We start from the raw sequence: 25,501 nt of genomic DNA, 5'->3' as shown, positions 1-25,501 counted from the left end.
TGACTTAGATCTTACCGACCAGGTCCAGAGACGGAGCCAGAGTCGCTTCGCCTTCTTTCCATTTGGCAGGGCAAACTTCACCCGGGTGAGAAGCAACATACTGAGCGGCTTTCACTTTACGCAGCAGGTCTGACGCATCACGGCCGATACCTTCAGCGGTGATTTCCACTGCCTGGATGATACCCTGAGGGTCAACAATGAACGTACCGCGGTCGGCAAGACCTTCGGCTTCACGCAGGTTTTCAAAGTTGCGAGTCAGCTGACCAGTCGGATCGCCGATCATGGTGTATTTGATTTTGGCGATAGTTTCAGAGCTGCTGTGCCACGCTTTGTGAGTGAAGTGCGTGTCGGTAGAAACAGAGTAGATTTCCACACCGCGTTGTTGGAATTCGTCGTAGTAGTCGGCAACGTCTCCCAGTTCAGTCGGGCAAACGAAAGTAAAGTCGGCCGGATAGAAGAAGAACACGCTCCACTTGCCTTCGATATCTTTCTCAGTTACTTCGATGAACTTACCGTCTTTGAACGCCATGTTTTTGAACGGTTTTACCTGGGTATTAATTACTGACATCACTGTATCCTCATGTGTGTTGGTATGGGAGTAAAGTACAGAAACGTGACGAACATCACCAATCCGTTGTTGTTATCGAATCAATAAGTAATACCTTACTTAGCGATAGACACAACATTTACTTTACAAACGACCTGAGCAAGCGCATCAAAAATAGCGTTACGCGCGATCGTCGGGGCAACGGCCGGCGATGCTGGCGTGTTCATCAACTTTTTCCTGTCTTAAATTTAGCAAAGATCCCGCCACCATCATTGGCGCGCCGCTAAAAATCCGCCAATCAATTTGCCCATCCCCTCTGCTTTGCAGGCAGATTTTCATACCGTGAATTTCCTTGGAAATTAATACTTGAAGATTCATAATAAATTCAATTAATAACCTATCAGGGACGCCAGATGAGGATAAATGGTATAGACCGCCTGGGAGACAGGCGCGTCACGCTTGAACACCTACGTATTTTTACCTGTATCGCGGAAGATCGCAGCTTTCAGCTGGCGAGCATCAGGCTCCATCGAACTCAGTCCGCGCTGACTCAAAGTCTGCAAAAATTCGAAGAGATTCTGGGGTGCCGTCTTATCATCCGCAGTCAGGGCCACATCGCCGGACTGACCCCTGACGGCGAACGCCTGCTTCCAGCGGTACGAGAGATCCTCTATCGCTTAAGCGACGCCATCAGTTCAATAAAAGAAACGGAATTCGCTGGCTATATTCGGCTCGGCGTGCCGGATGATTTTAAAATTACGGATATTCTCTCTGCAATATCTTATTGCCTGACGCTAAATCCCGCATTACGTCTGCAAATAACATCCGCTTTGTCCGCGCAGCTAGTTAATTTAATTAACCAGGGCGATTTGGATATCGCCATATTTAAGCATACAAAATCAGAAAAAGATCTCGGCGGAATAGGGATAAAAAACACGCGTCTTTTATGGTCGGAGCCATTGCATTGGGTAAGTAAAAACAAATTAAATTTCAATGAATTAAACCCGATTCCCTGTATATTCTTCCCGGAAGGCTGCGCTTATCGGAGCGCGGGAATAGATATTTTAGCCGCGCAAGAAAAAGCCTACTATACGGCTTATGAAAGCGCGTCTTACGAAAACATTAAGCTGGCGCTCGCTTCCGGGTTGGGAATCAGCATCCTTCCACAAAGCGCTATTGATAAAAACCACAAAATATTATCCAGCGCAGAGGGTTTTCCCGAACCGCCGAAAGTTCATCTGACCATGGCCACTACATCTAAAGGCGAGATATACAAAAGATTCGGAGACTTCATCAAAAAATCGGCGGCGTTCACTATACAGCCGCATTGAAAGAAGACATTCATCCCGGCGCATAGCGCGGCAACGTCAATATCAAGACGCAGTCGCCTGTATTAACGGGATAATCGCACTCATCGTTTATTTTTATAATAATCAAAATATTACCCAGCCACATTCGCAACCTGGAAAGCGTATGATTCCCTGATGAAGGACATTATTCGTTTAACTCGGTGAATTCAGCCAACCAATTCACAATAACGCAATGAGATCATATTAGAACGAGGGAAAATCACCCTTGTTAAAAAAAACATTTTATGGTACTAGCCAATATAAATATTCGTAAATAAATATATCAAGCTAATGATAAGGAATAAAACAATAAATGAAATTAAATATTACTGATGCACCGAATAAAGACGAAGAAGAATTCGTTATTCAAAGTCTATGGAAACATAATGAACAATATGATGCTGTCGATATTCATCCTCTCTTTTTAAATATCAAAGACGACGCTAACAATATCGTCGCCGGTCTGATCGCAAGAACATGGTGGGGTGGATTGGAAGTCCAGTATTTGTGGGTCAGTGAGCAGCACAGGAAAAGCGGGCTAGGCAGCCAACTGATGAAAAAGGCGGAAGAAGAGGCGCTGAAACGCGGTTGCCATTTTGCCTATGTGGATACGTTCAGCTTTCAGGCTCGTGGTTTCTATGAAAAATTGGGATACCGCGAGTATGGGAGCCTGCCAGGATATGCGCACAGGCATACCCGGCATTACCTATCAAAACTGATTCGTTGAGTTAATAGCAACGACAGAAGGAGAGCAGAATGCCATCGTCCCCCCTGAGTAAGACTGATTATATTCGCAATCTTATCACCATGATGGAGTGCTTAAACGAGCCGTGGGGAATTAAAGATTTAGAATCCCGTCATGTTTACATGAATAAAGCGGCATATCTTTATACCAACACGCCGCTGCATTTTAGTATCGAAGGAAGGTTTGATAATGAGTTCCCAGCCAGTTGGGCAGAGCTTTCCGATGATTTCCAAGAGCATGACCGGCGAACCGAAAATAGCAAAAAATGCGTAGCTGTCATAGAAACACATTATTGGTACGGGAAAAAAAACTTAACGCCCTTCATCAGTGAGAAAATACCTCTTTTCAATGAAGACAAAGTCTGCATTGGCACTATATGGAATGCAAGACCGTTTAATACGCTATCCCCGTTGATATATATCAACCAGAAAAAGCCGACCACGCTAAGCACCGAACTGACGACCGAAATTTTTACGCAGTCTGAACTCGATATTATCTTTCTGATTTTGCAGCGCCTTTCCAATAAGGAAATAGCGAAGAAAATGAACATCTCACATAAAACCATAGAAAACAGGATATATAACATGTATCAAAAGGCGGGAGTACATTCTCTAAATCAGTTTGAAGAATTTTGTCATCATTTAGGTTTGGATAATTACGTTCCAAACTCCCTCATCGAAAAGGGCATCCAATTTATTTAATAAAGGGACATATTCAAGATGGAAAGAATAGATGATTATCCAGTCAGCCGCGTTCCCATGGATATGCGCCTGCCTTTTTTCAATGTAGCGTTAGTCCATATCGGTATGCTGACCGCGCTGGATCAATTCATGCTCGGCGCCGTTCTGGGCAACACGATGACATTAACCAATGCGTTTTTATCCATTTTCATCGGCAGCGCGATTTTTGGCGTGGTGACATTGGGTTTGGGATACGCCGGGATGAAAGAAGGGCTGTCCGGCAGCCTGCTGGCAAGGTGGTGCGGATTCGGACGAGTCGGCTCGGTTATGATAGGCGTGGTGATCGCCGTCAGTCTGCTAGGCTGGTTCGGGGTACAAAATGCCGTTTTCGCCAAAGCGCTTAACTTCGCGCTGGGCGATAAATTAGGATTTGGCTGGTCGGCCGCCATCTCAGGCGCCGCGCTGACCATCCTCGTTGCTTTCGGCTTTAATGCTCTGAAATTTACCGCAAAAATAGCTGTGCCGATGTTTATCCTGGTTGTCGGGTATATCTCGGTCATGACCCTGACCGGGCACAATCCCGCCGAACTGCTCAGTTTATCGCCGACGGGTGAAGCGATGTCAATCAGCGCCGGGGCCACCATGGTTGTGGGCGGCTGTATTGTGGCGAGCCTGATCACGCCGGATATGACCCGTTATTCCAGAAAAGGCAATCACGTTTTCTGGATCACCATCATGTCGATCATCGTCGGCGAATTTATCGTCAACGGCCTGGCGATATTGATCGCCAGAGCGCTGAATACGGCTGACGTGGTGACCATCATGTCTCAGGCGGCAGGCGGAATCGGCCTTATCGCCGTGATTTTCTCCACGCTGAGGATCAATGACATCAACCTGTATTCTTCGGCGCTGGGTATCGCCAACGCCATCGAAGGGATTACCGGCAAAAAACTCAGCTATGTATCAATAACGCTGGTGATTGGCTTTATCGGCACCTTTCTTTCCGTAATTGGCATTCTGGACAGATTTATCGATTTCCTGACCCTGCTTGGCGTGCTGTTTCCGCCAATCATCGGCATCATGCTGGTCGATTACTATATTTTGCGCACCCACAGAAAACAGCTCGATGACAGCCGCCGCGAAGGTAAGCTGCCGGAAATGGAAAATACGCCCTTTATCGGCTGGGCCGCGATAGCGACAAGCATTGTCGGCGCCATCGTCGGTCTTGCGATCGAATGGGGTGTGCCGTCCATCAATTCATTGTTCGTCGCCAGCCTGCTGTACTGGCTGATTAAAATCGCGGATAAGCCGGTACGCCAGTACGCGTAAATGCAGATTTTTTATATAAAGCACAGCCCGCCGGATTATCACCGGCGGGCCATTGCGCGGGCTTAACGGTTTCGGACACCCGGCATTGCGGATCGCATCTGAAGCTGTTTTCGGCAAGCGGCGGTTTACTTCAGGCGAACATATTTATAATTCCCCATTAAAGCGTTAAACGATGGCAAAGATATCCACCGGCAATCCCGACAACAGCGCTGAGAAGAGGCACAAAAATAAAACCAACATTTGAAAAGACGACGCCGCCCGCCGCAGCCCCTAAAGAAACGCCCAGATACATAACGCTGCTGTTCCAGGCCATGATAGAGCCGCTTTCATCGGGGAACTGTCCGATCAGAAAACCTTGATACGCGGGAAGACATGGATAGGCGGCAATAGAAAATAGCGCCAATAGGCTAATCGTCATAATTTGTAATTCAGGAGCAAAATTCAAAATTGAAGAGAGCGTAATTTCCGCTAAAGAAAGACAAATCAGGCTTAATGCGGCAATCTTTTTTGTGCCGAAACGATCGGCAAGTTTCCCCCCGCTCAGGCTGCCGATAACGGCGCCGACCCCATAAATGACCAATGCAAACGCTATCAGCGCGGCACTAAATCCTCCCGCCGATTGCAGCCCGACGGAGAGATAGGTATAGGTAGCGTATACGCAAAATCCCCAGATCCCGGTAATCGAAACGGCTTTTAGTTTTTTCTTTAAGCTGGTCTTTTGTTCTTTTTCTATCGGTGATTTATTATCTTTTTCCCATATATTCCAGTTTAAAACCGCAAGAAATAAAGATAACACTGCAATAGTGATAAAAACCGTATTCCAGTTACTCATCTCTGATATATAAACCCCGGTCGGCGCGCCGGTCGTCAATGAGATCAGGAACCCGGCAACAGCGACCGACATCCAACAGCCTTTATTTTCAACAGGAGCATTACTTCCTATAAGCGCATAGATCGATGGGCTTATAGCCGCGGCGGCGGCACCGGCTATCGCGCGGGCGATAATAAACAGGATATAGGACGGCGATACGGCAGTAAGTAAATTGGCGACGGAAAATCCCAATAATCCAATGACAAGAATGATTTTTTTATCAAATTTATCGCCTAATCTTCCAAATACCGGTGCGCCGATAACATAGGCCAGCGAGAATATAGTAACAGACATGCCTGCTTTTCCTACCGATATGCCAAATGATTCGGCAATAGGTAAAAGCAAAGGCGATACCACAAAAAGATCGGTGCCGACCACGAGCATTGTGATAAAAGCCACAATCATCGGCGTACTTTTTCTAACCTTAGACATTCCTTCTTAATTTCCTATCGTTAATAATAGAACGCTATCTAAAATAAATAATAATCACACGGATAAACCATAAAAAGATTCGAATATAAACTCATATAAAAAATATAAAATAATGCTCCCTTGCATTACCTTTCGTTAGGTAACAAGGTACTAATAGAATACATTTATCTCTGTTTTTTAATGAAAAGACGGCATCAACTGGAATTAGGGAAAACCATTCCCCCATCAGGAATGAATTGGTTATCATCCATAGGGCTAGAAATAATCGCCATCCGCGCTATCACACGCGTGTTATTTTTCAGTGAAAGGTTCGTGCCTTCATCCTCCCAAAACAACAATCATTGTCGTAAAACTACAACTCATATCATAACCTGTCAATGTTTGACCTAAAACTATACTGAATGTATAAACTATCGCATCTCTATACACGGTAACCGCTAACATGCAAAAACTTTCTGATTCTTATAACGATTTCCTTGCCAAAGTTATTGTGGGCATCAGAGAAGTCTCTGACATTACCGGCATTCCCGTTAGAAAACTCCGGTATTGGGAAGAGAAGGGAATCATCAAGTCAGTTGATCCCGATGCCAGTTCGCGCCAGTTCAATCTGTCTGACATCAAGAAAATTATCCTCATTAGCGAACTGATTGAAGATGGTTATACGTTGGATGGCGCGGCGGCCAAGGTTGAAAAACGGCTGTCGAAGATAAAATCGCTTATGGACTTGATCAGCCTGGGCTCTTCCGATGCGCCCCACGAATAATGCAGATGCGCGCCGGCAGGAATAGCCCATTGCGATAAAACAAACGTACTATGGCAACAATGGCGAATACGCGATTCAACCACTGATGATAAATACGATGGCGGTTATCATCGCCAGCCGGCGATATTAAGACGCGGCCTTCGCACCGGCAACCTGAAATGTGACGAATATAAAAACGTTATTTATTTAACGAATGAATTTCCTGCTGTTTTGCGGCGCATGAAAACAACGCACGCCGCGCAATGCATCAGGTATTTTTGCCGCGTCATAAGGGATAGCGGGATGCCGATCCCGCGCCCGGACAGGAAAACGACAACCGTCTTGACACGCCTTGAGGGCGGTGCCACTATCGGGAAAGCCATAGGCGGCACATATAACTCTAACTGATGGCATTGTTCTCTCGATAAATCTGTTGACCCAATCATCCTAGTCTTCGATCGCCTGGCATTAATAAAAAAAACGATACAATACATTAATATATATAAGTTTTATATATTGGGAGCTTCTTATGAGCGACAAATATAAAATCGGCGAGATATCCAAACTTCTTGGCATTCCGGTTCAAACGCTACGTTACTACGAAGAGTGCGGTTTCGTTACCCCAAGAAAGGATAAAACCTCCAATTACCGCTATTATGATGTCTGGGATGTGAATTATTTGCTTGATAGTAAACACCTCCGCGCCTTTAAATTTTCAAATGCGGAAATCGAACAAATAATCAATAAAGATAGCGTTGCGGACATTCAGAAAAAATACGCGCAACAAGAAAAAAACCTGCTTGATATTATTTATCATTATCAGCTTGTTCTGGATGAGTTAAATGCTGAGCAAAAAAGAATTTCCTCATTTCAGGATCACATGGGCACATTCACTGAAATGGACAACCCTCAACTGTATTTTAGTCCATACCGAAACAACAATAGCTATCAAACAAAAAAAGGCCGCGGCGAAATCACTCAGATTGATAACTGGATTTCACACATGCCGTTCATTACGGCAACATTTAAAATACCGCTGAGCAGCATTAATAAGGAAAATCCACAGTCGTTGGTTTATTGGTGGGGTTTTTCTGTTTCAATAACAAAAGCCAAAGAGATGAATATCTCCACTCAGAATGCAGAGTACATATCTTCGCAAAAATGTATCTATACCGTTTTCTCGGCGCACAACCAAAATACGTTCGCCCTCTCTTTGTACCAGCAGGTTTTTCAACCGCTGTGGAACGCAGGATACGAGATCGGCGATTCCCCAATAGGCAGGCTCATCGTCAGGGCGCATGAAGATAGCGAATATACCCGTTATTTTGAAATCTGGGTGCCGGTTCACCAGACTTCACAGCCATAATAGAGGCAAGCAAACAGGGCCAGCCAATAACATCGGATGGCCCTATTCGTCGGATACGGAAAGCGAATTCAGATAACACGCGCCTCTGGTTATATATTTATCATCTTGTCAGAACCTCCGCGATCTCTTTGCACACCGGCAGAAACACCGCCAGCGTTATATATCCCGCAACCAACAGGTAAGGCAGTGCATAGGGCCACACCTGGAATACAGCGCCGCCGAATGCGACGAACTGACAGCCTAAGCTGATGCAGACGATTAGCACGACGCCGGCGACGGCGGTTGATGCCAAATGAAAAAACAATTTGTTTTTGATTCCGGCCTTACGGGCAAGTTGTTCGCCCCAGGCCGGGGAGGGAATCAGATCGCAAACGGTATAGCCGATTCCCACGCTCACCACAAAACTTTGCCAAAAGATCATCGGCTGTAAGTTATCGGCAAGCGTTAAGCCAACTAATACCAAAGCGATGCCAAGGAAGATATTGATTGAGAAGTTCACCACCCGGCCGAAATGCGCTTTATCAAACATGGTGTTCCCCCTCTCAGGCGGCTAAACCCGCCGCAAAACCCTCACCCGATGCCTGAATAGCCTGGCGCGCTTTGAGCGCATCGCCGACAAGGGTAATTTCGCAAATACCCTTCAGCTCTTCCGCCAGCGGGCACCAGGCTTTTGTGCCGATCGCCAATACCACGGTGTCGCAAGGGAACAGCGCGATATCATCGCCCCGTTTAAGCAGCGCGCCTTCGTCGGTTACCCCGGCAATACTGGTGTTGGTCATGACGTCAACATAACAGCGGCGCAGGCAATCCCTCAAATCATCGCGAATGCCGGCCTCCAAATCCATAGCAATCGCGTCCCTCAACTCCACGAGAGTGACTTTGGATTTGCATTGGACGCCCAGATAAGCCGCCGTTTCCGAACCGACCATTCCGCCGCCGACGACCAGGACATTCATGCCGGTATCCGCCTGTCCGAGAAGGACGTCCTCAGCCAACACGACATTTTTATTATCTATTCCCGGCACGTTGGGAATTATGGGCCGCGCGCCGCTGGCGAGAATAACTTTATCCGGTTTCGCTTTCTTCACCATTTCGGCCGTCAGTTCGGTATTGAGATGAAGAGTGATGTTTTCATACTTTTTGATCTCGCGGAACAGCCATGCCGTATAGGTGGTAAATTCGCCTTTGAAGGGGGGATAAGCAGCGGAAATAAACTGCCCCCCTACCGTGTTCTTCTTTTCGAAAATTTCGACGCGGTGTCCTTTGATCGCCGCGGCGCGCGCGGCTTCCATACCGGCGATACCGGCGCCCGCCACATAAATGGTTTTGCTCTCCTTCGCTTTGCTGTAGTCATACTCGAACTCATGACCCAACTCCGGGTTGACGAGACAATAAATCGGCACCCCCTGATAGGTGGAAGCCGTGCAGCCTTGCAGGCAGCCAATGCAATGGCGGATATCGTTCTCAGCCGCGGCGCGCGCCTTATTCGGCCAGTAAGGATCCGCAAGAGACGCCCTGCCCATTGCCACAAAATCCGCTTTGCCTGATGAAATGATATCTTCCGCCATAGCCGGCTCCGATACCCTGCCCACGGTAATCACCGGAATTTTTAAGAAAGATTTCGCTTCCGCCGCAAGGTCCATATTCCAGCCATGCTGCTGGAAAAATGAAGCCACTATCCCGATAGAGGAGCGGACCCCATACATGCCGTTCGACAAGTGAATCACATCCGCCCCCATTTCCTCGATATCCATCAGCATCTGACGGCTTTCAAACATTCGCCGCCCGCCTTCGCTATTTTCCTGCGCCGAGAAACGCACGGAAATCGGGAAATCATCGCCGACTTGTTCCCTGACTTCTGCCATGATCTCTTTCAGAAAACGCATCCGGTTATTATAGGTTCCGCCATATTCATCTATCCGGTGATTACAGTTAAACGACAGAAACTCATGAATTAGATAGCCGTGCGCCGCATGAATTTCAATGCCGTCAAAACCGGCCTTTTGCGCATTCAGGGCGGTTGTTCCAAAATCTTTTACCAACTGTCTTATTTCCTCAACGGTCAACTCGCGGGGAATTTCCTTATTCCAGGGGCAAGGAACCGGAGAGCAGGATACGGGCCTCATGCCGCCATTGACTCGGTGATTCGCCTGACGCCCGGCATGATAAATTTGGCAAAATACCTTGGTATCATATTGATGAATGATATCCGTGAATCTTTTATGGCTGGGAATTTGCGACTCGTCATACAGGGCGGCTACCGCCGGATACCCTGCGGCGTGTTCGTTGATCCGGTAATCTTCAGTAATAATCAGCCCCCAGCCACCTTTCGCCTTCTCTTCATGGTATCTGATATATTGCTCGGATGCTTTTCCGTCCGGGCACATATTGGCCACCATGGCCGGTACGACGAGCCTATTAGGGATCTGACATTTCCCGATATAATAAGGTGTAAAAATATTTTCTATTTTCATCATGCTTCCTTAATTTCAAATACAAGAAATATTAAGTTGATGAAAATAACGTGGAGCCTCCATGCTATAGAGAGTCAAGAGATTGTTTTTAACAATGTGAGCCACGCCGTTTTTTGAGAGAAAGTTTTTCTACCTGCACGCGGAGATGATTAAATAGTTTTGTTATTTGTGAAATAAACTCACTTTTATTGTTAATTGGCATTAACTTTAAATCCTATTTTCCCCATAAATCGATCGGAAGCGAAGACAACATCCGCCGTCCGTTTCAGCAAAGCTGATTCGTTGAAAAACTTCCTGCAGAACATTTTTACGTCGCCGTGGTGAGAACACGGTTACACCAACCGGAGTATAGCGTGAATGCCGGGCGGAAAAGATGGCGCGCAAGAGCGAGAGCGCCAGCGCAAGTAAAGACGTCCATGGTTTCCGCTATGCCCGCAGAGATGGCGTTGACGATGAATTGAAATCCCACCAGTTTTAGATTTTATTTCATGCGCGATATGCTGAAATACCCCCCTCTAACGGCCATTCTAAACAAAAAATAATTTCAAACCAAAACTACATTATTCCCCTGGTAATAATAAAAATCATTATTACCAGACAAGCGAGAGAGAATTATCAATCACATCCGCAACGAGAAACAAGTAATTACACATGGCAACACAGTGGAATTATTAATCAATTGATTAAAAACAACTTTTAATTACAATCAATAAATATACACATCATGAGGGGGTTAATGAACGGCTTTATTCATGAGTATTAAATTATATAGAGGAACACACTGAAGTTAGCGTAGTTTAACTTACTCCGCCGCATTGTTATTAACAACCATATTGCTCCTCTTGGCTATTCAAATTATTCATTTTTAACGTAGATGGCGTTGATATAGGGTTAGAGAATAGTACCTATGCCGATCTTATTCATAAAACAAAAACTAATATAAGGTCGCGGATCCTCATATATATTCATATTTTATATCAAGATGATTTTTTTGATAAAGCCATTATAAAGAGAGCCGCGGACGGTTTAGTTAACAGATTAAACGAATTTGCATAATTGATTTTTCATGAGAGGGGCTCGCCCCTCTGCGGGAGAAAGGCATGAGCAGTTTTTGCATTGTATTTTTAGTGGGGTTTGCTGGTTTTATCTCCGCTGCCGACAACTGGGTCGCGTCTCTTTTGCTGCCCGACATATCGTCCTCGTTTGATACAAACATTTCTCAAGCCAGCGTCATCCTGACAGCATATTTAATACCTTATGGCATTATGCAACCTGTATATGGATACTATAGCGATATCTATAATCGGAAAAAAATATTACAGATTCTCATGTTTTTGTTAGGTGTAGCCACCTTACTATGCTCGATAGCCGGAAGTATTCTATCATTGACTATATTCAGATTTATTGCCGGATTTTTTGCGGCAGGCATAATTTCTGTATCATTGGGTATTTTAGGCCAATTTTTTGAAAAAGACACCTTAACAAAACTGGTTGGCATCTTTCTGGGATTTATTTTTCTTGGTCAAGGCATCAGTTCAGGCATTGGCGGATGGCTTATAGAAATAAGCAGTTGGCGTAAAATATTTCTGATATTTTCCGCCCTGTCATTTATTTCATTTTTATTGATATTTAAGCTCCCATCAAAAAGCGCGCAAGGGAAAATAAATGCATTACTGCCATCCATTTTTTCTTTATTAAAAGACAGCCATCTTTTACAGATCTACTTCCTCGCCTTCTGTAATGGTTTCGGCGTTCTCGGCGGTTATTCATTCATCGGCTCATATTTATCTAAGTCGCTTAATATCGGATACCTCTATGTTGGTTTCGGGCTAATGTTGTTTGGCTTGATCTGCTTTATTACCGGGTTAGTTAATAGAACGCTGTCTGGCAAGCTACCGCAAAAACAAATACTGCCCGCGGGGTTTATTTGCTCTTTATGTTCTCTTTTACTACTAGCCAGCCACAATATATATTTAACCTATATTGCAATCATTCTGCTGGGTATGGGGTATGTTTTAGTTCAATCTATTCTAGCAAGCCGGGCGCTCGATTTGGCCGGCGGTAATAAAGGTTTATCTTCAGGGTTGATTGGCGTGGGAATTTTTGGCGGCGGAGGAATTGGCACCTGGTTAGGCAGCATGATACTTAATATAGGCGGATATATTAACTTATTCCTGTTCTTTGCCGGGCTGATCATTATCCCGCTGCTTGTTTTAAGTTTTTCCCGGAAAAACTGGCTGGTCTCTTAAACTGAACCTTCTACTGGCGGCAGCGTATGCGCGAGCTGTCGTCTCCGACCATGCCGCGCTTGGGCACCGAGAAAATATATTCCAACATGGCTAACAAGGCGCTCGTTTGGATGCAATGAAGCTACGCCGCTGCTTGAACCATTAATGCCCGCACTCGCTCTACTCAATCAATTTATTTGATGCATTATGTTAAACAAATGACATTTATTCTCATCTGGTAATGCGTAAAGTAGAGATAACTCAAGGCTGGAATAGGTTTGCTTCATCATGAACAATTTCCGCCTGCTGATAATGTCCCTGAAAACCAGGATAAACACGTCATGAAAAAGATCGGATTTTTGTCATTTGGTCACTGGACGCCATCGCCGCAGTCCGGAACCCGTTCAGCCGCTGACGCGCTGCTGCAATCCATCGATCTGGCTGTCGCCGCCGAAGAACTGGGCGCGGACGGAGCTTATTTCAGGGTGCATCACTTTGCCCGCCAGCTTAGCTCGCCGTTTCCCCTGCTGGCAGCGATAGGAGCGAAAACCCGGAGTATTGAAATCGGCACTGGTGTTATCGACATGCGCTATGAAAATCCGCTGTATATGGCGGAGGATGCAGGTTCGGCGGATTTGATCTCCGGCGGGCGTTTACAGCTTGGCATCAGCCGCGGCTCCCCGGAGCAGGTGATTGACGGCTGGCGCTATTTTGGTTACGCCCCCTCCGAAGGGGAAAGCGACGCTGATATGGCGCGCCGTCACACCGAAGTGCTGCTGGACGTGTTACGCGGAGAGGGCTTTGCGCAACCCAATCCGCAGCCGATGTTCCCGAATCCGCCTGGCCTGTTGCGGCCTGAGCCTCATTCCGAAGGTTTACGCGACCGTATCTGGTGGGGAGCCGGTTCGAATGCGACTGCGGTGTGGGCCGCGAAACTGGGAATGAACCTGCAAAGTTCCACGTTGAAAGACGATGAAACAGGCGAACCTTTCCACATTCAGCAGGCAAAACAGATCCGCGCCTACCGCGAGGCTTGGGCGGAAGCGGGACATACACGAACGCCGCGCGTCTCGGTCAGCCGCAGCATTTTTGCCCTAATGGATGATCGTGACCGGATGTATTTCGGTTCAAGCCGTGACGACAGCGATAAGGTCGGTTTCCTTGATGAGAAAACCCGCGCGATTTTCGGGCGCGGCTATGCCGCAGAGCCGGACAAGCTGATCGAACAGCTGAAACAAGATGAAGCGATTACCGAAGCGGATACTTTATTGCTGACCGTGCCGAATCAACTGGGCGTGGATTACAACGCGCATGTTATCGAGTCCATTCTGAAACATGTTGCTCCGGCAATGGGCTGGCGCGACGAATAAGTTTGAAATGAAAAACGCCTCGCATGTTTTACGACATGCGAGGCGCTAAATCCGGATTATCTTACGGGTTAGTCTGCGGCTGTAACTGATAGACCCACGCAGTAACGTGCTGACCATCAGCCGTGGTCACCTCCACTTCAACGCGGTCATAGCCATCTTCAAATTCATCCAACATTGGCCAGTGCGCCTCAAGTTTATCGGACAAAAACACGTAACCGTGAACGATCGGGCCATTCTTATCCAGGACGATCCCCGGAAAATCCGCAGCCGCTCCCCAGCCACGCTCATAAAACGCGCCGCTCACATAACCCGGCAGCCATTCTCCACCGATATTTTCCAGAATATGGGCATTAGAGCGGCCCGGACGTAGCGTACCGTAGACAAACAAGCGTTCCATGATCCCTCGTTAACTCAAAATGAAATGGACAATGACTGGCGATGAACCGCTTTATTATCGGCGGTCAATTCTGAGAGAGGCATTTACACAGAATCATGTACAAGACCGCTATCGGCATTTATCGCATTACCTCTCGAATTATATAAGACAATTCTCATAGATAGAAAGCCACCTCTTGAGTTACCCATTATTTTCATGGTTATTCTTTATTGGCAAAATACTTTTTTATGCTGATACAATTACATCTATGTTTTCAGAGTTGGATATTTACTCATGCAATCGCTCGTTGAAATATATGACTTACAACAGCAGGTGAAACACAAGCTAAGCCAAAAGAAATATCAGGACGTTGAGGCGCTGTTTGCGTCGCTGCAAAGGCAGGATTTACAAAAAACGCTTCATATCCAGTTTATTTTTAATCCGCTAGTTGATGGCCTTGATGCGGTTTTGTCACAACTTCACGATTGGCGGCAAACAACGCCGGAAAGTTATTATCCTTATGTCTTTTTTGCTAGTTTTTGGCACACAGTTGCGGTCAAAGAACGAGGCATACGAACCATGGATCACGTAACTCCCGCGCAGACCCTGAAGTTTTGCATTGCCAATGATCAGTTTTTTTATTGGGCGTTAAAAACGCTGGAATTCAATCCTGAGTGTGTCGCAGCCTATAATATGCTATTAGAGGCTTCAGGGCGCTTTGGCGCACCCGATTGGCTGGCGTTGCCGGCTACACAACCGATTCATTTTTCATGTGCGGACTATAATGAAGAGGCCAGAGCGTTTTTATCTTCATTCCCCAAATATACTGTTCCACAGGGTTCGATTAGTATAGCGCTGCCGCCGCCGACCGCTGAAGAGCAGAATTTCATCCCATTATATTGGTTGAAAAATATCCTGACGATTGACCCCGAACATATCGAGTCAAGGAAAACTACCATCAGATTCTTAGCGCCAAGGTGGTATGGCGATAAAAAATACAAAAAGATTGATCAATTTTTAGCGAGCGATTACTGCTCAGGTTTATCCGAGCTGCAGATAAAAATATTGCAACGTGAAAAAGAATACGATCAGATTACGGCATATAATACCTTACCCTCCATCAATTACCGACAAGCGTTAAAGAAACGCGAGAAGAGATTTAAAGATTTAATTAATACTCATCTCACTGATGAAGAGAATTCTCTGACGCTATTTGAATATATTAATTTTTGCCACCACATTCTAATTAACACGCCAGCAGATCGTAAAAAGTCAAACGATAATATGATAAATAATATTTATCTATCATTACACCATATTGTTAAGCTGGCGTCGCCATGGATTATATTCTATCGAGCAAATGAGATTTTTAGTTTATTAGTCTCATTTATGAAAACTTATGAAATTGAAGACAACCTGAATGTCTTTGAAGATCTTGCCAGACACACAGAGTTCCGTAACTTAACATCCTCGGTAGAAATTTTGTACGGTGCGTTGGCTGCAAACTTTCCCTTAGCCAATGTCAACCTAACTGCTCAGCGTGAAAGTATTGAGCGTTATTATATAGCCGGTGAAAGAAATCTTGATTACAACACGTTCAGATTGCATATTTTCATCCTGTGTAAAATGGGGTATGCCGCCGCAATAAAGCCAGTGCTCGAAAAGTTTGCTACCGAGAATCGGGCAATCAACGCCTCAGCACTGTGTTATGAAATATATTATGGCTGCCCCTCCGACCTAGTAGACATCCTCTCAGTCGAGCGCGATGCGGATAAGGCGAACTCGTTTTTAAATACCTTAGTGCAGCGGAGAGGTTCGCAGGCGATTTTAATTAAATCTCGTGATTTAGAAGATTCAATTGAGCGTAGCAGTAATCCGTCAGAGAAGTCACAGCTTGCCATCGAAAGAGAGAAACTATTAAAACTTAACATTCAATTGGGAGATGCGGTATCGCAGTATGATTATGCATGTAGTTTAATTGCATCCAGCGAAGAGCGGCGGATCCGCGAAGGGTTGTTTGTTGAGGCGCCCAAAGTCTTGTCCGAAGCGCGTGTCAGGCTGGATCAGCTGGCATACATCGCCTATTTATATGCCTTTTGCGCCTTCAATGCCCGGGGTATGAGCAAAAACCTGTTTGTTATGGACTTTTGGATCAATCAGGCTCTGGCTTGGGATCCGGATCCTAACTATCGAGATTTCCGCCAAAAGGTCAAAGATAGCCTTACATTAAAACCTATGTATAGGTACTACCTGAAAAAAGACAAAGGTAAGATACCCGAAGAAATGAAAAAAATAATGAATAATGTGACTCAATAGAGGAGCCGTAGCGATGAGAGCAATTTCCGTTATTATCTTTGCCGTGTTGATGTTTATTTTCATCCTGCCAAAGCAGCTTAAAGAACGAAAAAAGGTCACGACGGTTATGCTGCCAAGAAAAAAGTAATGTCTGAGCAGACCAGTTTTAAAAGTGCCCATAAGCAGACATTGCCAATTCTCAAGCCCCTTTCACCCGAAAAGGGCTTGTTGTCTATCTCATCGCCAGACTATGCTCTGGCGACTCCACGACTCCCCATCACTCTCCAGCAGGCCGTCATTAAAGGCTCGGCCGCATTAAAATGAATATTCGGCGGCCCTGCGCAACCAGATTGTTGAGATATTTTTTTGCCGAGGCTTAATGCGACAGAACCACTATGCCCCACTTATTATTTTAATTTTCTTATGATTCGCTCAAGTTTTCTTTTAGCTCGCGAGTGGTTTTGATATAAGTAGGGGCGCCTACAATTAACACCAACAAAGAAACAATACCGATTGATATCGTAATTGCCGTTAAATACCCCTGCACTAACGCAAATGAATAGATTGCGCCAGTAAATGCCGTTCCTAACGCAGCACATCCCTGCTGTACGGTTACCAATGCGCTACTTGCCTCACTGGCGAAGTGTTTCCCAACTCGCGATAATGCAATCCGGTAAGCAGACGTTAACCTAATCGAGTCGCCGATCCCTACAGCGCCCGTGGCTATCCATAAGTAATAAAACCTCAAATCATAATTGAAGTTAAAAATGAGAGCGACGGTTCCTAAAAATCCGATAACTGAAAGCATCGATCCTAGAGCAAAAGATTTAGGATCGCCAATCCGTTTGCTTAATGGTTTACTTATCAATGAACCAATAAAAAACATTACTCCGAGTGCAATAAATGAATTCCCTGATTCAAACGGCGTGAAGCCTAATTCGCTTTGTAAACATAAAGCCGTGACAAACAGATACCCAGGATAAGTAAATGTAACCGTCATTTCACCTACAAACCCATTGATAACCATTGGCGTTTTGAACAGAGAAGGCGGCAATATTGGCTTACGGCCGGCAAGCTCTTGTGATTTTTCCACCCTCCACAATAGAATTCCGCAGGGCGCCGTGCCTAATAATAGCCACCATAGACCAGGCCAGTGTTTTCCTAAAGACACGGGGATCATTAAAAATAATAGAAACAAAATAAATAACGCGATCCCCGCGACATCCATATTTTTCTGAGCATTATCTGCTTTCGTTTCAGGGATAAAAAAACACCCCAATATAAATATAATTATGCAAACAGGCACGTTCATAAAAAAAGCGATTCGCCAGCCTAAATTCCATAAGTTCGCTGAAACCAGCCAACCTCCGACCACTTGACCAATAACGACGGAAAGGCCTGCAATTGAGGTGTAAATGCCTACTGCATTGCGGTGGCGTTCACCCTCTAATGTTGTGTGGATTGTAGCTAATATTTGCGGCATGAGAAGTGCGGCAAAAAAACCTTGGAGTACGCGCCCTGCAAGCATAGAGATAATATCAGCGGCGAATCCACAAATCGCCGACGCGATACAAAACCCTATAATGCCAATCATAAATAGACACTTTCTGCCGTATTTATCCCCTAAGCGGCCTCCGGTGGAAATTAGAGCGGCGAAACTTAACCCATATAGGGCAACAATCAAAACCAGTCCTGTCTCATCTGTTTTTAATGTATTACCTATTACGTCAAGTGCGACATTAACTATTGAAAAATCTAATTGAGGTAACACCTGCCCTATGACAAGAAGCAGCACCCCAAACGCAGAGAGTTGTTTAGTTTTGTTCTTGCTTAACATTTATTTAAATCCATGTCGGTTATTTTTATAGCGCGTTTTTAATTAAACATGGATAGTATGCGCCCTGTTTTATAGCGTACAAGTAACCGGTTAGACACGTATAATTTGTATAGGGTAATTTGTAGCCCTGTAGACGTATTTCGTTAGCCGGCTATATAAAATATCGCCAGGCAAAACTCAACCGAACCTAACTTCACACTTTAATGCGATAGCCCCCGGCAGATACCTGCAAACAGCGTTGCTACGCTCAGGAGAATCGAGAAATGCGCTATGGCATTTTCCTTCCTTACCGCTTTGTTCCAGCCGCGCTCCACAGCCAGTGAAGAACCAGCACGGCGGCGAATGCGGCACCGATGAGGCAAACGCCTGGCCACCCCCGGCGGGCATAACCCAGGCTGGCGAGTGCCGTTCCCAGCGACATGCCGACGAACCCCGACGTGACAAAGAGCGCAGTAATACGCGAACGAGTTTCGGGCGCGAGGCGATACAGCACCGACTGATGTGTGACCTGTAAACCCTGAGCGGCCACATCCGCCATGAAAATGCCGATGATCAGCCAGCTCATGGCATCGGCAGCGATGGCGAGCAGGCTCCAGGATATCAGTAACAGCACAGAGAAAACGCCGGTCATGATCTGCGCCAGCCCCTTGTCCCCGAGTCGTCCCGCCAGATTGGCCGATAGCGCGCCGGCAGCCCCAAGTAATCCGAACAGCCCCACGGTTTCCGTGGAATAGCAGTAAGGTGGAGCGGTCAACAGGAAGGTCAAACCTGTCCACATCGCACTGAAACCGCCTAGCCCTAGCAGCGAGTAGAACGAGCGGCGGCGCAGTTCCGGTTCCGCATGCAACAGGTCCAACAAAGAGCGCAGGAGGTGTCCATACCGGACCGTCGGGCGCGGCGCATCTGGCTGCATGGCTCCGCGCAAGGCGATGCCCAGGATGGCTACGACCAAGGCGGCCAGCACATAGATGGCGCGCCAGCCTGCCCAGACCGATACGAAACCGGAGACGGTACGGGCCAACAGAATGCCAAGCAACAAACCCGTCATGGCCTGCCCGGTGCGCCGGCCACGTTCGGTTTCTCCGGCATGAGATGCGACATACGGGATGACCACCATCGTCGCGCTAGAGGTCACGCCGACCACCAGACTCGCGCCTGCCAGCGTCATGAAGTTCGAACTGGCGGCCGCCGCCAGAAGACCGGCGACGCACGCGGCCAACATGGTAGACGCCAGCCTGCGCCGGTCCATGCCATCCCCAAGCGGGACGATGAGCAAAACGCCAAGGCCATAGCCTAATTGGGTCAGAGTCACAAGCAGCCCGGCCTGGGTCGCCTGGCGTCCGAAACTGTGGCCAATCTCAGCCAGTAGCGGCTGCGCATAATACAGATTGGCGACCATAGCTCCTATCGCTGTGGCGAACAGGATCATTCGGCCAGGTGTCAGCGCGGATTTCATTTCATGCGGAGGTTCGTTCATAACGTCCATTTCTAGTTTTATAAACTGCTAATTAGCAAAAAAGATTCGATGGCATTCCATTTGGTAAAATAACGCGCCGTGGAAAGGAGGAACGGCAAGGCTTAAAATTGCCAGTGAGGCAGTTGCAAGTAATCCCTCGCGGCTGGGAAACAAAGTACCAACGACACATATTTCCTTAAGGAAACAATGGACATTATGATCTTTGCTTTATACCGTACAAGTAACAGGTTAAACACGTATAAATTATATAGGGCAGTTAATGAATCAAGATAACCTAAAGCTGGTAGGTGATTTCTTACGGGCAAAAAGAGAAAGTATTTCTCCTGAAACGGTTGGATTGACAAAACCGACTCGAACTAGAACCAAAGGTTTGAGAAGAGATGATGTGGCCTATTTTTCAGGCATTAGTACAATTTGGTATAGTAAAATCGAACGCGGCCAAGCGACAGGAATCTCGCCGCAAGTACTTATATCTATTTCTAAGACCTTGCAACTGACTAAAGCAGAATATGAATATCTGTGCAATTTAATTTCGCCACAAACAAGAGCTCACAACGACCCTTGCTGTACGATTTCCGAGCACACCTCTCAGTTGCTATTACAACTAAATCCATTACCCTCATTATTACAGAACGATTATTTAGACATTATTACAAGTAATCATGCATTTAGTCTTATGGTTGGTTTTAGTGTTGATTCCCTCCCGCTCAACGAAAAGAACTATCTTTACCTAACAATTAAAAACTCTGCCTGGCAAAAATTCTTATGTATCGATGGTGACGATAAGTTGGAACGATACATAACCAGAATGGCGGGTTTTCTTAGAAATACCTTGGCTAGACGGCCTGACGACGAAATACTGAAACAAAAAATTGTTGGCTTTAGAGAGCTATCGCATATTTTTGATCGGGCTTGGGTGGATAATACCGTACTACAACCAGAAGAAACGTCATATACATATCAGCATGCGCAACTGGGGAAAATATCGTTAGATAAACAGTTTTGGTGGAACTTTAGTGGCGACTCTAGCAGCAGAATAAATATTTACCATCCTCACGATAAAGCTGATCGCCAACGTTTGTTGGAAATAATGCAACATCATACGGAATTACAAATACCGGTATAGCGCCGCCAATTATATATATCGAGGGCGTTCAGAATTCTGTATCGATTAAGTTTAGCTAAATATCCAAGACGAATTCTATCACATTAAGCTGTCGTCGGATAATATGCCGCATAGTATTACCTGACGATTCCCTTGCTCCCAAAAGCCGTTAATCGCCTGTCCTACCCCGTTGATGTTGTACTCCCTATCTGGCTTACGCCCTGAGCTTGCGCAATCCCGAATCGAGGATAGCTAAGCCACTATCTCCGCTGGGTTCACCGCCTGGCGCGCCTGTTTCAGAGAGAGTGCGGGATAGGAGCCTAAGGAAATGCGTTGCTGTTTACCCTGCAACAAAGAGTGCAAGCGCCCTTCCCGATTAATATTATCCCTTCGCAAAATATAATGCGCCAATATTGCATAACCTCATGATAATAGGCTTCTTTATTTATCTAACCTATACCTTATGGCATACGGCCTGACGTTGTTTTTGTATTATTTTTTGCTTATATTCAATACGTGATTCATCAATGAGGTACACACCATGTCCCGAACCACGACAATGACCGTTCGCCTCAAAGGGCCGCTGAGCGACTTCGTGGCCGCCAACGTAGGCGAAAACGGCGCTTACGACAACGTCAGCGAGTACATCCGGGATCTGATCCGCCGGGACAAAGAGCGGGTAGAAGCGGAAGCATTCGCACGACTTAAAGCCGAACTGACTAATGCCTTTGCTGCACCAGAGTCTTCATACATATCCTTGACTGCCGCAGATATCATCGCACGCAACAAGGCCTGACCCTATGGCTAATGTTCGCATTCAGGAAGCCGCCTCTTATCGTCTTGACGAGATCTACCGCTACACGCGCGAGCGATGGGGTACAGAGCAAGCGGATAGCTACATTACCGACATGTTTAAGGCATTTACCAGGATAGAAACCCACGAAGTCGTATCGCGACCGATACCCGCCCAATTTGGGGTAGAAGGTTTCTTCTTTCACTACGAGCAACATATTGTCTACTGGCGCAGACTATCAAACGGTGATATCGGTATCGTGACGGTCCTGCACGAGCGGATGCATCAGATCGATCGGTTTCGAGCGGACTTTGGAATTTGATGGCGGCTTAGCATGGTTATTCTTAAATAAGCTAAGGTGCGTTGATTCGTACTTAATCTGACATATTACTACTCTGGGTCTATCAGACCTGACTGTCGGCTCAGTGCCAGGAGCAGACGTTAAAAAATTATGTAGATACAGTTAGCATGCTCAGATTTATAAGTTAAAATAGCCGTGCACGGTAAGGCTGTTATCATCTTTTGATAGATACAAAAATATAATCATGAATAAAAGTTATTATTTCGAAAGTAAATATAAAAAATGGTCCATTACAGCCGTGGTATGCATCATTATGGGTGGATGGTTCTGGTATATGTTGTGGGCATCAAGTATCTCCCATAATACCATTTTAAAAAAATCGGTTCCTGAATGGACAACGTATATTTCTTTTGGTGTATTGATTGGAAGCTTCTCTTTTATTCACGCTTTTTATCTTCGCACTTTTAACAAAACAGTAAAGTATCTTTGTAATGCATTCTTTGGCGGTTTTTGCCTGGGATTTGTATTGAGCTTAAACTGTTACGATGTCTATGTTTATCTCTTCCCAGACAAAATAATTGGCTATGAATCTGAATATGAGGTTGTCTTCCCAGGGCCATCGAGGGGTAAGCATGGGCATTGTGAAGCAGGTATCTGGTTAAAAGATCAGAACACTACCAGATGGATACAGCTTTGTACAAATAAAGAATTTCTACGCAGCCACCGTAAGCAAGGAATGACAGGAGTATGGGTATCAGCTCGTGTTAATAAAATTGGAACCTACATCGTGAAATACGAATTTATTTATATGTAAATGAAATAATCTGAATATATTACAATCGCTAAGGTCGCCATTTTTTTGTGTCTGTGAAAATGAATGATAGCCAACGTCTGCTCCTCGCTCATAACAGACCTTCGCAGTTGTCCGCCCTGTGCCAAAAACGGACTTCCTCAGGAGATTTTTCTTTCTCCAGATCGATTAACGCGAGCGGCTACTGACGAAACCTTTCAACAATTTTCCTGCTATATGAATATGTTGGATAACCTCATTGCGTGCCGTTTCGGCGTTGCATTGCTGGCAGGCTGCAAGAATACTCGCATGGTCTTCCTGAAACTTTCAGAAGGAAACAACATGGATATAACCATCTGCAAACCCCATGAATATGATGATTTAATTGATGTTTTTATTGAAATGGAGACTTACTACAACGAAGCTATACAGCTCTCCAGGAGTGATATGTCGGCTTATCTAAAGAACAAGGTATTTTCCGCCGACTCAGGTACTGAGGTTCACAAAGTTGTTTGTGATGGATCTATAGCTGCTTTTTCGTGTGTGTCAGTGATGTACCCCTCACCGCGTTTCAGTGGGCAAATGTTTATTAAAGAGCTGTTTGTCTCTGAGGCTTTCAGGAGAAAAGGTATTGGCAGAAAGCTGATGGCATTTATAGCGCGTCGAGCTCAGGAACGGGAATGCTTTCAACTGGATTGGTTGTCAGTATCAGCAGATCCATTGGCTCAGAAATTTTATAGATCTTTGGGTGCTGATGTTATCAAGAGCGTTAACTACCATCGGATTTTTGGTGATGCGATGGATAAACTTTCCCGTGGGGCCACCTGATACGACGTCAACCAGAGAGCAGTTGAGCATTGTTCACTGTTACGCCTGTTCGGCAAAATACAGCCGGAGATTCTGGATAGGCTTTAGGTTTGGCCATCATGCCATGAATGTGAAGCTCCCCGGCTATGCCTCCTTCAAGGTTGAAGCGAGGTGTACCGCGCACAGGGAAGCGACTCAGCAAACAATCCGCATCCGTCACGCACCCGATTTTCGTGTACTAATTTGTGTACTACTTCGGCGTGGTTGACGGTGGTTTTCAGTGGATTTCGCTGGAGGCTCAACAGAGCGATTACCCTGTTGAATCAGAGAGCTACAGACTTTGGTGGCTGTCTATAGCACAAGAATTGGAGCGGGAAACGAGACTCGAACTCGCGACCCCGACCTTGGCAAGGTCGTGCTCTACCAACTGAGCTATTCCCGCGTATTGCTGAATGTATTATCACTCAGTCACCCGGAAAAGCAAACCGGCGGGACAGTAGTGATACATCGTTCATAAAATAAACATAACCATATGAATAATATAGTGATAAATTCATTCGGCGGGCGGCATTATGTCCCAATCGACGGACGCTGACAAGTTCTTTTCAGTGAAAAAGCACGCCATCAACGCCGTCCTGTCATCTGAACGAATTCAATACCCCTTAGAAAAATCGACCTCCCCTCGCAGCGCCTCTCCCCGCCGGAAACGAGCCAGGTTATCCAGAAACAGGCGAACCAGCAGCGCTGGAACCATCGGGCCGGCGATATGTGCGGTGATCGTAATAGCCGGTTCCCGCCAAAACGGATGGGCCTCAGGCAGGGGCTCTTGTCTGAAAACATCGAGAACCGCTCCGGCAAGCTGTTTATTACGCAAAGCCGCCAGCAAATCGGCATCAACCACGGCGGTGCCCCGGCCTACGTTAATAAACAGGGCCGATGCTTTCATGGCGGCAAACAGCGCGGAATTATAAATATCCGCCGTTACGGCGGTATCAGGAAGAAGATTTATGACATAGTCGGCATCCTGTACCGCCGTTTGCAATCCGTCCATCCCCATAACCTGCTTAAAGTGGGGCAGCGAGCGGGGCGTATTCACAATGCCATACAGTTCGACACCGAAAGGTTGCAGGAACCCCGCCACCTCACAGCCGATTTCCCCCGCTCCGACGATAAGTATCTTTTTACCGGCAAGGGAACCCGGTAAACGGCGATTCCATTCCCGCCTGGCCTGGCTGCGCTGCCGTTCGCCAAGTTGTAACTCATGCTTGAGTAGATGAGCAATCACATACTCGGCGATCGGCTGGCCGAATACCCCTACCGCCCGGCTGAGCCGGTAGTCGCGCGGCAGCCCCTCGGTCAGGAGCGGCTTAAATCCCGCCCAGGTGGATTGCAGCCACTTAGGTTTAGCTCCCCGCGCCAATAGATCCGCGGCGGCATCAGGTTCGCCGAGCCAGATGGAGCAACCGTCCGCCTGCTCCGTCGTGCCATCCGATAGCGCCAGCTCAACCGATGAGCCGTTATCATGCAACAACGCGCGGATTTCCTCAGCGCGAGAATCCAGCAGGAGGATCGTGGTCATAAATCTCT

Annotated in this window: 24 protein-coding genes and 1 tRNA gene; 15 read left to right on the top strand and 10 right to left on the bottom strand. The window is 46.3% G+C overall.

The features are described from left to right. Positions 1-4: 4 nt before the first annotated feature. Together ahpC and HC231_RS02940 are read right to left on the bottom strand one after the other, a co-directional pair. Positions 5-568 carry an alkyl hydroperoxide reductase subunit C gene (gene ahpC / locus HC231_RS02945; protein WP_208229649.1) on the bottom strand — a complete coding sequence of 188 codons (564 nt, stop codon included), beginning with the start codon at positions 566-568 and terminating at the stop codon, positions 5-7. Between the two features lie 159 nt (positions 569-727). Beyond that, on the bottom strand, positions 728-925 hold the full coding sequence (locus tag HC231_RS02940; RefSeq protein WP_208229648.1) for a hypothetical protein: 198 nt from the start codon (positions 923-925) through the stop codon (positions 728-730). A gap of 35 nt (positions 926-960) precedes the next feature. On the opposite strand from HC231_RS02940, the gene HC231_RS02935 reads away from it, so the two are divergent. From HC231_RS02935 to HC231_RS02920, 4 genes are all read left to right on the top strand, one after another. After that, a complete protein-coding gene (locus HC231_RS02935) occupies positions 961-1,878 on the top strand; it encodes a LysR family transcriptional regulator (RefSeq protein ID WP_208229647.1) in 918 nt (305 codons plus the stop codon). A 331-nt stretch (positions 1,879-2,209) separates the two neighbouring features. After that, entirely contained in the window at positions 2,210-2,623 is a 414-nt protein-coding gene (locus HC231_RS02930) for a GNAT family N-acetyltransferase (protein WP_208229646.1), read from the top strand. 29 nt (positions 2,624-2,652) lie between these two features. Further along, a complete protein-coding gene (locus HC231_RS02925) occupies positions 2,653-3,342 on the top strand; it encodes a helix-turn-helix transcriptional regulator (protein ID WP_208229645.1) in 690 nt (229 codons plus the stop codon). A gap of 18 nt (positions 3,343-3,360) precedes the next feature. Beyond that, positions 3,361-4,650, top strand: coding sequence for a purine-cytosine permease family protein (locus tag HC231_RS02920; protein WP_208229644.1), 1,290 nt, complete (start codon positions 3,361-3,363; stop codon positions 4,648-4,650). A 157-nt stretch (positions 4,651-4,807) separates the two neighbouring features. Here HC231_RS02920 and HC231_RS02915 read toward each other — a convergent pair whose 3' ends face one another. Further along, the gene (locus HC231_RS02915; RefSeq protein WP_208229643.1) at positions 4,808-5,953 is read right to left on the bottom strand and encodes an MFS transporter; all 1,146 of its coding nucleotides are present in this window, start codon (positions 5,951-5,953) and stop codon (positions 4,808-4,810) included. A 442-nt stretch (positions 5,954-6,395) separates the two neighbouring features. Between HC231_RS02915 and HC231_RS02910 the strand changes: the two genes are divergently transcribed. Further along, the gene (locus tag HC231_RS02910) at positions 6,396-6,716 is read left to right on the top strand and encodes a MerR family transcriptional regulator (protein WP_208229642.1); all 321 of its coding nucleotides are present in this window, start codon (positions 6,396-6,398) and stop codon (positions 6,714-6,716) included. 508 nt (positions 6,717-7,224) lie between these two features. After that, positions 7,225-8,061, top strand: a complete 837-nt coding sequence (locus HC231_RS02905; RefSeq protein ID WP_208229641.1) for a MerR family transcriptional regulator — start codon at positions 7,225-7,227, stop codon at positions 8,059-8,061. A gap of 100 nt (positions 8,062-8,161) precedes the next feature. On the opposite strand, the gene HC231_RS02900 is transcribed toward HC231_RS02905, so the two are convergent. Both HC231_RS02900 and HC231_RS02895 read right to left on the bottom strand, forming a co-directional pair. Next, positions 8,162-8,590 carry a hypothetical protein gene (locus HC231_RS02900; protein WP_208229640.1) on the bottom strand — a complete coding sequence of 143 codons (429 nt, stop codon included), beginning with the start codon at positions 8,588-8,590 and terminating at the stop codon, positions 8,162-8,164. Positions 8,591-8,603: 13 nt separating this feature from the next. Beyond that, a complete protein-coding gene (locus HC231_RS02895) occupies positions 8,604-10,538 on the bottom strand; it encodes an oxidoreductase (protein ID WP_208229639.1) in 1,935 nt (644 codons plus the stop codon). A gap of 1,097 nt (positions 10,539-11,635) precedes the next feature. Between HC231_RS02895 and HC231_RS02890 the strand changes: the two genes are divergently transcribed. Both HC231_RS02890 and HC231_RS02885 read left to right on the top strand, forming a co-directional pair. Next, positions 11,636-12,784, top strand: a complete 1,149-nt coding sequence (locus tag HC231_RS02890; protein ID WP_208229638.1) for an MFS transporter — start codon at positions 11,636-11,638, stop codon at positions 12,782-12,784. A 320-nt stretch (positions 12,785-13,104) separates the two neighbouring features. Next, positions 13,105-14,133: an LLM class flavin-dependent oxidoreductase gene (locus HC231_RS02885; protein WP_208229637.1), complete on the top strand. Its 1,029-nt coding sequence runs from the start codon at positions 13,105-13,107 to the stop codon at positions 14,131-14,133. A 61-nt stretch (positions 14,134-14,194) separates the two neighbouring features. Here HC231_RS02885 and HC231_RS02880 read toward each other — a convergent pair whose 3' ends face one another. After that, on the bottom strand, positions 14,195-14,530 hold the full coding sequence (locus HC231_RS02880; protein ID WP_208229636.1) for a gamma-glutamylcyclotransferase family protein: 336 nt from the start codon (positions 14,528-14,530) through the stop codon (positions 14,195-14,197). Between the two features lie 273 nt (positions 14,531-14,803). On the opposite strand from HC231_RS02880, the gene HC231_RS02875 reads away from it, so the two are divergent. Both HC231_RS02875 and HC231_RS02870 read left to right on the top strand, forming a co-directional pair. Next, positions 14,804-16,825, top strand: coding sequence for a DUF4034 domain-containing protein (locus tag HC231_RS02875; RefSeq protein ID WP_208229635.1), 2,022 nt, complete (start codon positions 14,804-14,806; stop codon positions 16,823-16,825). 126 nt (positions 16,826-16,951) lie between these two features. Continuing rightward, positions 16,952-17,128 carry a hypothetical protein gene (locus tag HC231_RS02870; protein WP_208229634.1) on the top strand — a complete coding sequence of 59 codons (177 nt, stop codon included), beginning with the start codon at positions 16,952-16,954 and terminating at the stop codon, positions 17,126-17,128. A 97-nt stretch (positions 17,129-17,225) separates the two neighbouring features. Here HC231_RS02870 and HC231_RS02865 read toward each other — a convergent pair whose 3' ends face one another. Further along, on the bottom strand, positions 17,226-18,641 hold the full coding sequence (locus HC231_RS02865) for an MFS transporter (RefSeq protein ID WP_208229633.1): 1,416 nt from the start codon (positions 18,639-18,641) through the stop codon (positions 17,226-17,228). A 286-nt stretch (positions 18,642-18,927) separates the two neighbouring features. Further along, positions 18,928-20,118 carry an MFS transporter gene (locus tag HC231_RS02860; RefSeq protein ID WP_208229632.1) on the bottom strand — a complete coding sequence of 397 codons (1,191 nt, stop codon included), beginning with the start codon at positions 20,116-20,118 and terminating at the stop codon, positions 18,928-18,930. A 259-nt stretch (positions 20,119-20,377) separates the two neighbouring features. Here HC231_RS02860 and HC231_RS02855 point away from each other — a divergent pair, with 259 nt between their 5' ends. The 5 genes from HC231_RS02855 (at position 20,378) to HC231_RS02835 (ending at position 23,935) form a co-directional block, all read left to right on the top strand. Beyond that, complete coding sequence (locus HC231_RS02855) at positions 20,378-21,244, top strand: helix-turn-helix domain-containing protein (protein ID WP_208229631.1); 867 nt, start codon at positions 20,378-20,380, stop codon at positions 21,242-21,244. A gap of 520 nt (positions 21,245-21,764) precedes the next feature. Further along, positions 21,765-22,019: a ribbon-helix-helix domain-containing protein gene (locus HC231_RS02850; protein ID WP_208229630.1), complete on the top strand. Its 255-nt coding sequence runs from the start codon at positions 21,765-21,767 to the stop codon at positions 22,017-22,019. A gap of 4 nt (positions 22,020-22,023) precedes the next feature. Further along, positions 22,024-22,338 carry a type II toxin-antitoxin system RelE/ParE family toxin gene (locus HC231_RS02845; RefSeq protein WP_208229629.1) on the top strand — a complete coding sequence of 105 codons (315 nt, stop codon included), beginning with the start codon at positions 22,024-22,026 and terminating at the stop codon, positions 22,336-22,338. A gap of 223 nt (positions 22,339-22,561) precedes the next feature. Continuing rightward, positions 22,562-23,131, top strand: coding sequence for a hypothetical protein (locus HC231_RS02840; protein ID WP_208229628.1), 570 nt, complete (start codon positions 22,562-22,564; stop codon positions 23,129-23,131). A gap of 63 nt (positions 23,132-23,194) precedes the next feature. After that, complete coding sequence (locus HC231_RS02835; RefSeq protein WP_208229627.1) at positions 23,195-23,935, top strand: GNAT family N-acetyltransferase; 741 nt, start codon at positions 23,195-23,197, stop codon at positions 23,933-23,935. Positions 23,936-24,280: 345 nt separating this feature from the next. Here the strand turns inward: HC231_RS02835 and HC231_RS02830 are convergent. Then, a tRNA-Gly gene (locus HC231_RS02830) sits at positions 24,281-24,356 on the bottom strand. A 210-nt stretch (positions 24,357-24,566) separates the two neighbouring features. Next, on the bottom strand, positions 24,567-25,493 hold the full coding sequence (locus HC231_RS02825) for a D-2-hydroxyacid dehydrogenase (protein ID WP_208229626.1): 927 nt from the start codon (positions 25,491-25,493) through the stop codon (positions 24,567-24,569). Positions 25,494-25,501: the final 8 nt, after the last annotated feature.

It is taken from the genome of Brenneria izadpanahii, from assembly GCF_017569925.1.
Classification (GTDB): domain Bacteria; phylum Pseudomonadota; class Gammaproteobacteria; order Enterobacterales; family Enterobacteriaceae; genus Brenneria; species Brenneria izadpanahii.
Note: the sequence above shows the minus strand (reverse complement) of the source record. Positions and strands in the feature narration are given on the sequence as shown.

Bases quoted from the DNA above. Each gene is read 5' to 3' on its own strand.
- ahpC (WP_208229649.1), bottom strand. From the start codon at position 568: ATGTCAGTAATTAATACCCAGGTAAAACCGTTCAAAAACATGGCGTTC.
- HC231_RS02940 (WP_208229648.1), bottom strand. From the start codon at position 925: ATGAATCTTCAAGTATTAATTTCCAAGGAAATTCACGGTATGAAAATC.
- HC231_RS02935 (WP_208229647.1), top strand. From the start codon at position 961: ATGAGGATAAATGGTATAGACCGCCTGGGAGACAGGCGCGTCACGCTT.
- HC231_RS02930 (WP_208229646.1), top strand. From the start codon at position 2,210: ATGAAATTAAATATTACTGATGCACCGAATAAAGACGAAGAAGAATTC.
- HC231_RS02925 (WP_208229645.1), top strand. From the start codon at position 2,653: ATGCCATCGTCCCCCCTGAGTAAGACTGATTATATTCGCAATCTTATC.
- HC231_RS02920 (WP_208229644.1), top strand. From the start codon at position 3,361: ATGGAAAGAATAGATGATTATCCAGTCAGCCGCGTTCCCATGGATATG.
- HC231_RS02915 (WP_208229643.1), bottom strand. From the start codon at position 5,953: ATGTCTAAGGTTAGAAAAAGTACGCCGATGATTGTGGCTTTTATCACA.
- HC231_RS02910 (WP_208229642.1), top strand. From the start codon at position 6,396: ATGCAAAAACTTTCTGATTCTTATAACGATTTCCTTGCCAAAGTTATT.
- HC231_RS02905 (WP_208229641.1), top strand. From the start codon at position 7,225: ATGAGCGACAAATATAAAATCGGCGAGATATCCAAACTTCTTGGCATT.
- HC231_RS02900 (WP_208229640.1), bottom strand. From the start codon at position 8,590: ATGTTTGATAAAGCGCATTTCGGCCGGGTGGTGAACTTCTCAATCAAT.
- HC231_RS02895 (WP_208229639.1), bottom strand. From the start codon at position 10,538: ATGATGAAAATAGAAAATATTTTTACACCTTATTATATCGGGAAATGT.
- HC231_RS02890 (WP_208229638.1), top strand. From the start codon at position 11,636: ATGAGCAGTTTTTGCATTGTATTTTTAGTGGGGTTTGCTGGTTTTATC.
- HC231_RS02885 (WP_208229637.1), top strand. From the start codon at position 13,105: ATGAAAAAGATCGGATTTTTGTCATTTGGTCACTGGACGCCATCGCCG.
- HC231_RS02880 (WP_208229636.1), bottom strand. From the start codon at position 14,530: ATGGAACGCTTGTTTGTCTACGGTACGCTACGTCCGGGCCGCTCTAAT.
- HC231_RS02875 (WP_208229635.1), top strand. From the start codon at position 14,804: ATGCAATCGCTCGTTGAAATATATGACTTACAACAGCAGGTGAAACAC.
- HC231_RS02870 (WP_208229634.1), top strand. From the start codon at position 16,952: ATGTCTGAGCAGACCAGTTTTAAAAGTGCCCATAAGCAGACATTGCCA.
- HC231_RS02865 (WP_208229633.1), bottom strand. From the start codon at position 18,641: ATGTTAAGCAAGAACAAAACTAAACAACTCTCTGCGTTTGGGGTGCTG.
- HC231_RS02860 (WP_208229632.1), bottom strand. From the start codon at position 20,118: ATGAACGAACCTCCGCATGAAATGAAATCCGCGCTGACACCTGGCCGA.
- HC231_RS02855 (WP_208229631.1), top strand. From the start codon at position 20,378: ATGAATCAAGATAACCTAAAGCTGGTAGGTGATTTCTTACGGGCAAAA.
- HC231_RS02850 (WP_208229630.1), top strand. From the start codon at position 21,765: ATGTCCCGAACCACGACAATGACCGTTCGCCTCAAAGGGCCGCTGAGC.
- HC231_RS02845 (WP_208229629.1), top strand. From the start codon at position 22,024: ATGGCTAATGTTCGCATTCAGGAAGCCGCCTCTTATCGTCTTGACGAG.
- HC231_RS02840 (WP_208229628.1), top strand. From the start codon at position 22,562: ATGAATAAAAGTTATTATTTCGAAAGTAAATATAAAAAATGGTCCATT.
- HC231_RS02835 (WP_208229627.1), top strand. From the start codon at position 23,195: ATGATAGCCAACGTCTGCTCCTCGCTCATAACAGACCTTCGCAGTTGT.
- HC231_RS02825 (WP_208229626.1), bottom strand. From the start codon at position 25,493: ATGACCACGATCCTCCTGCTGGATTCTCGCGCTGAGGAAATCCGCGCG.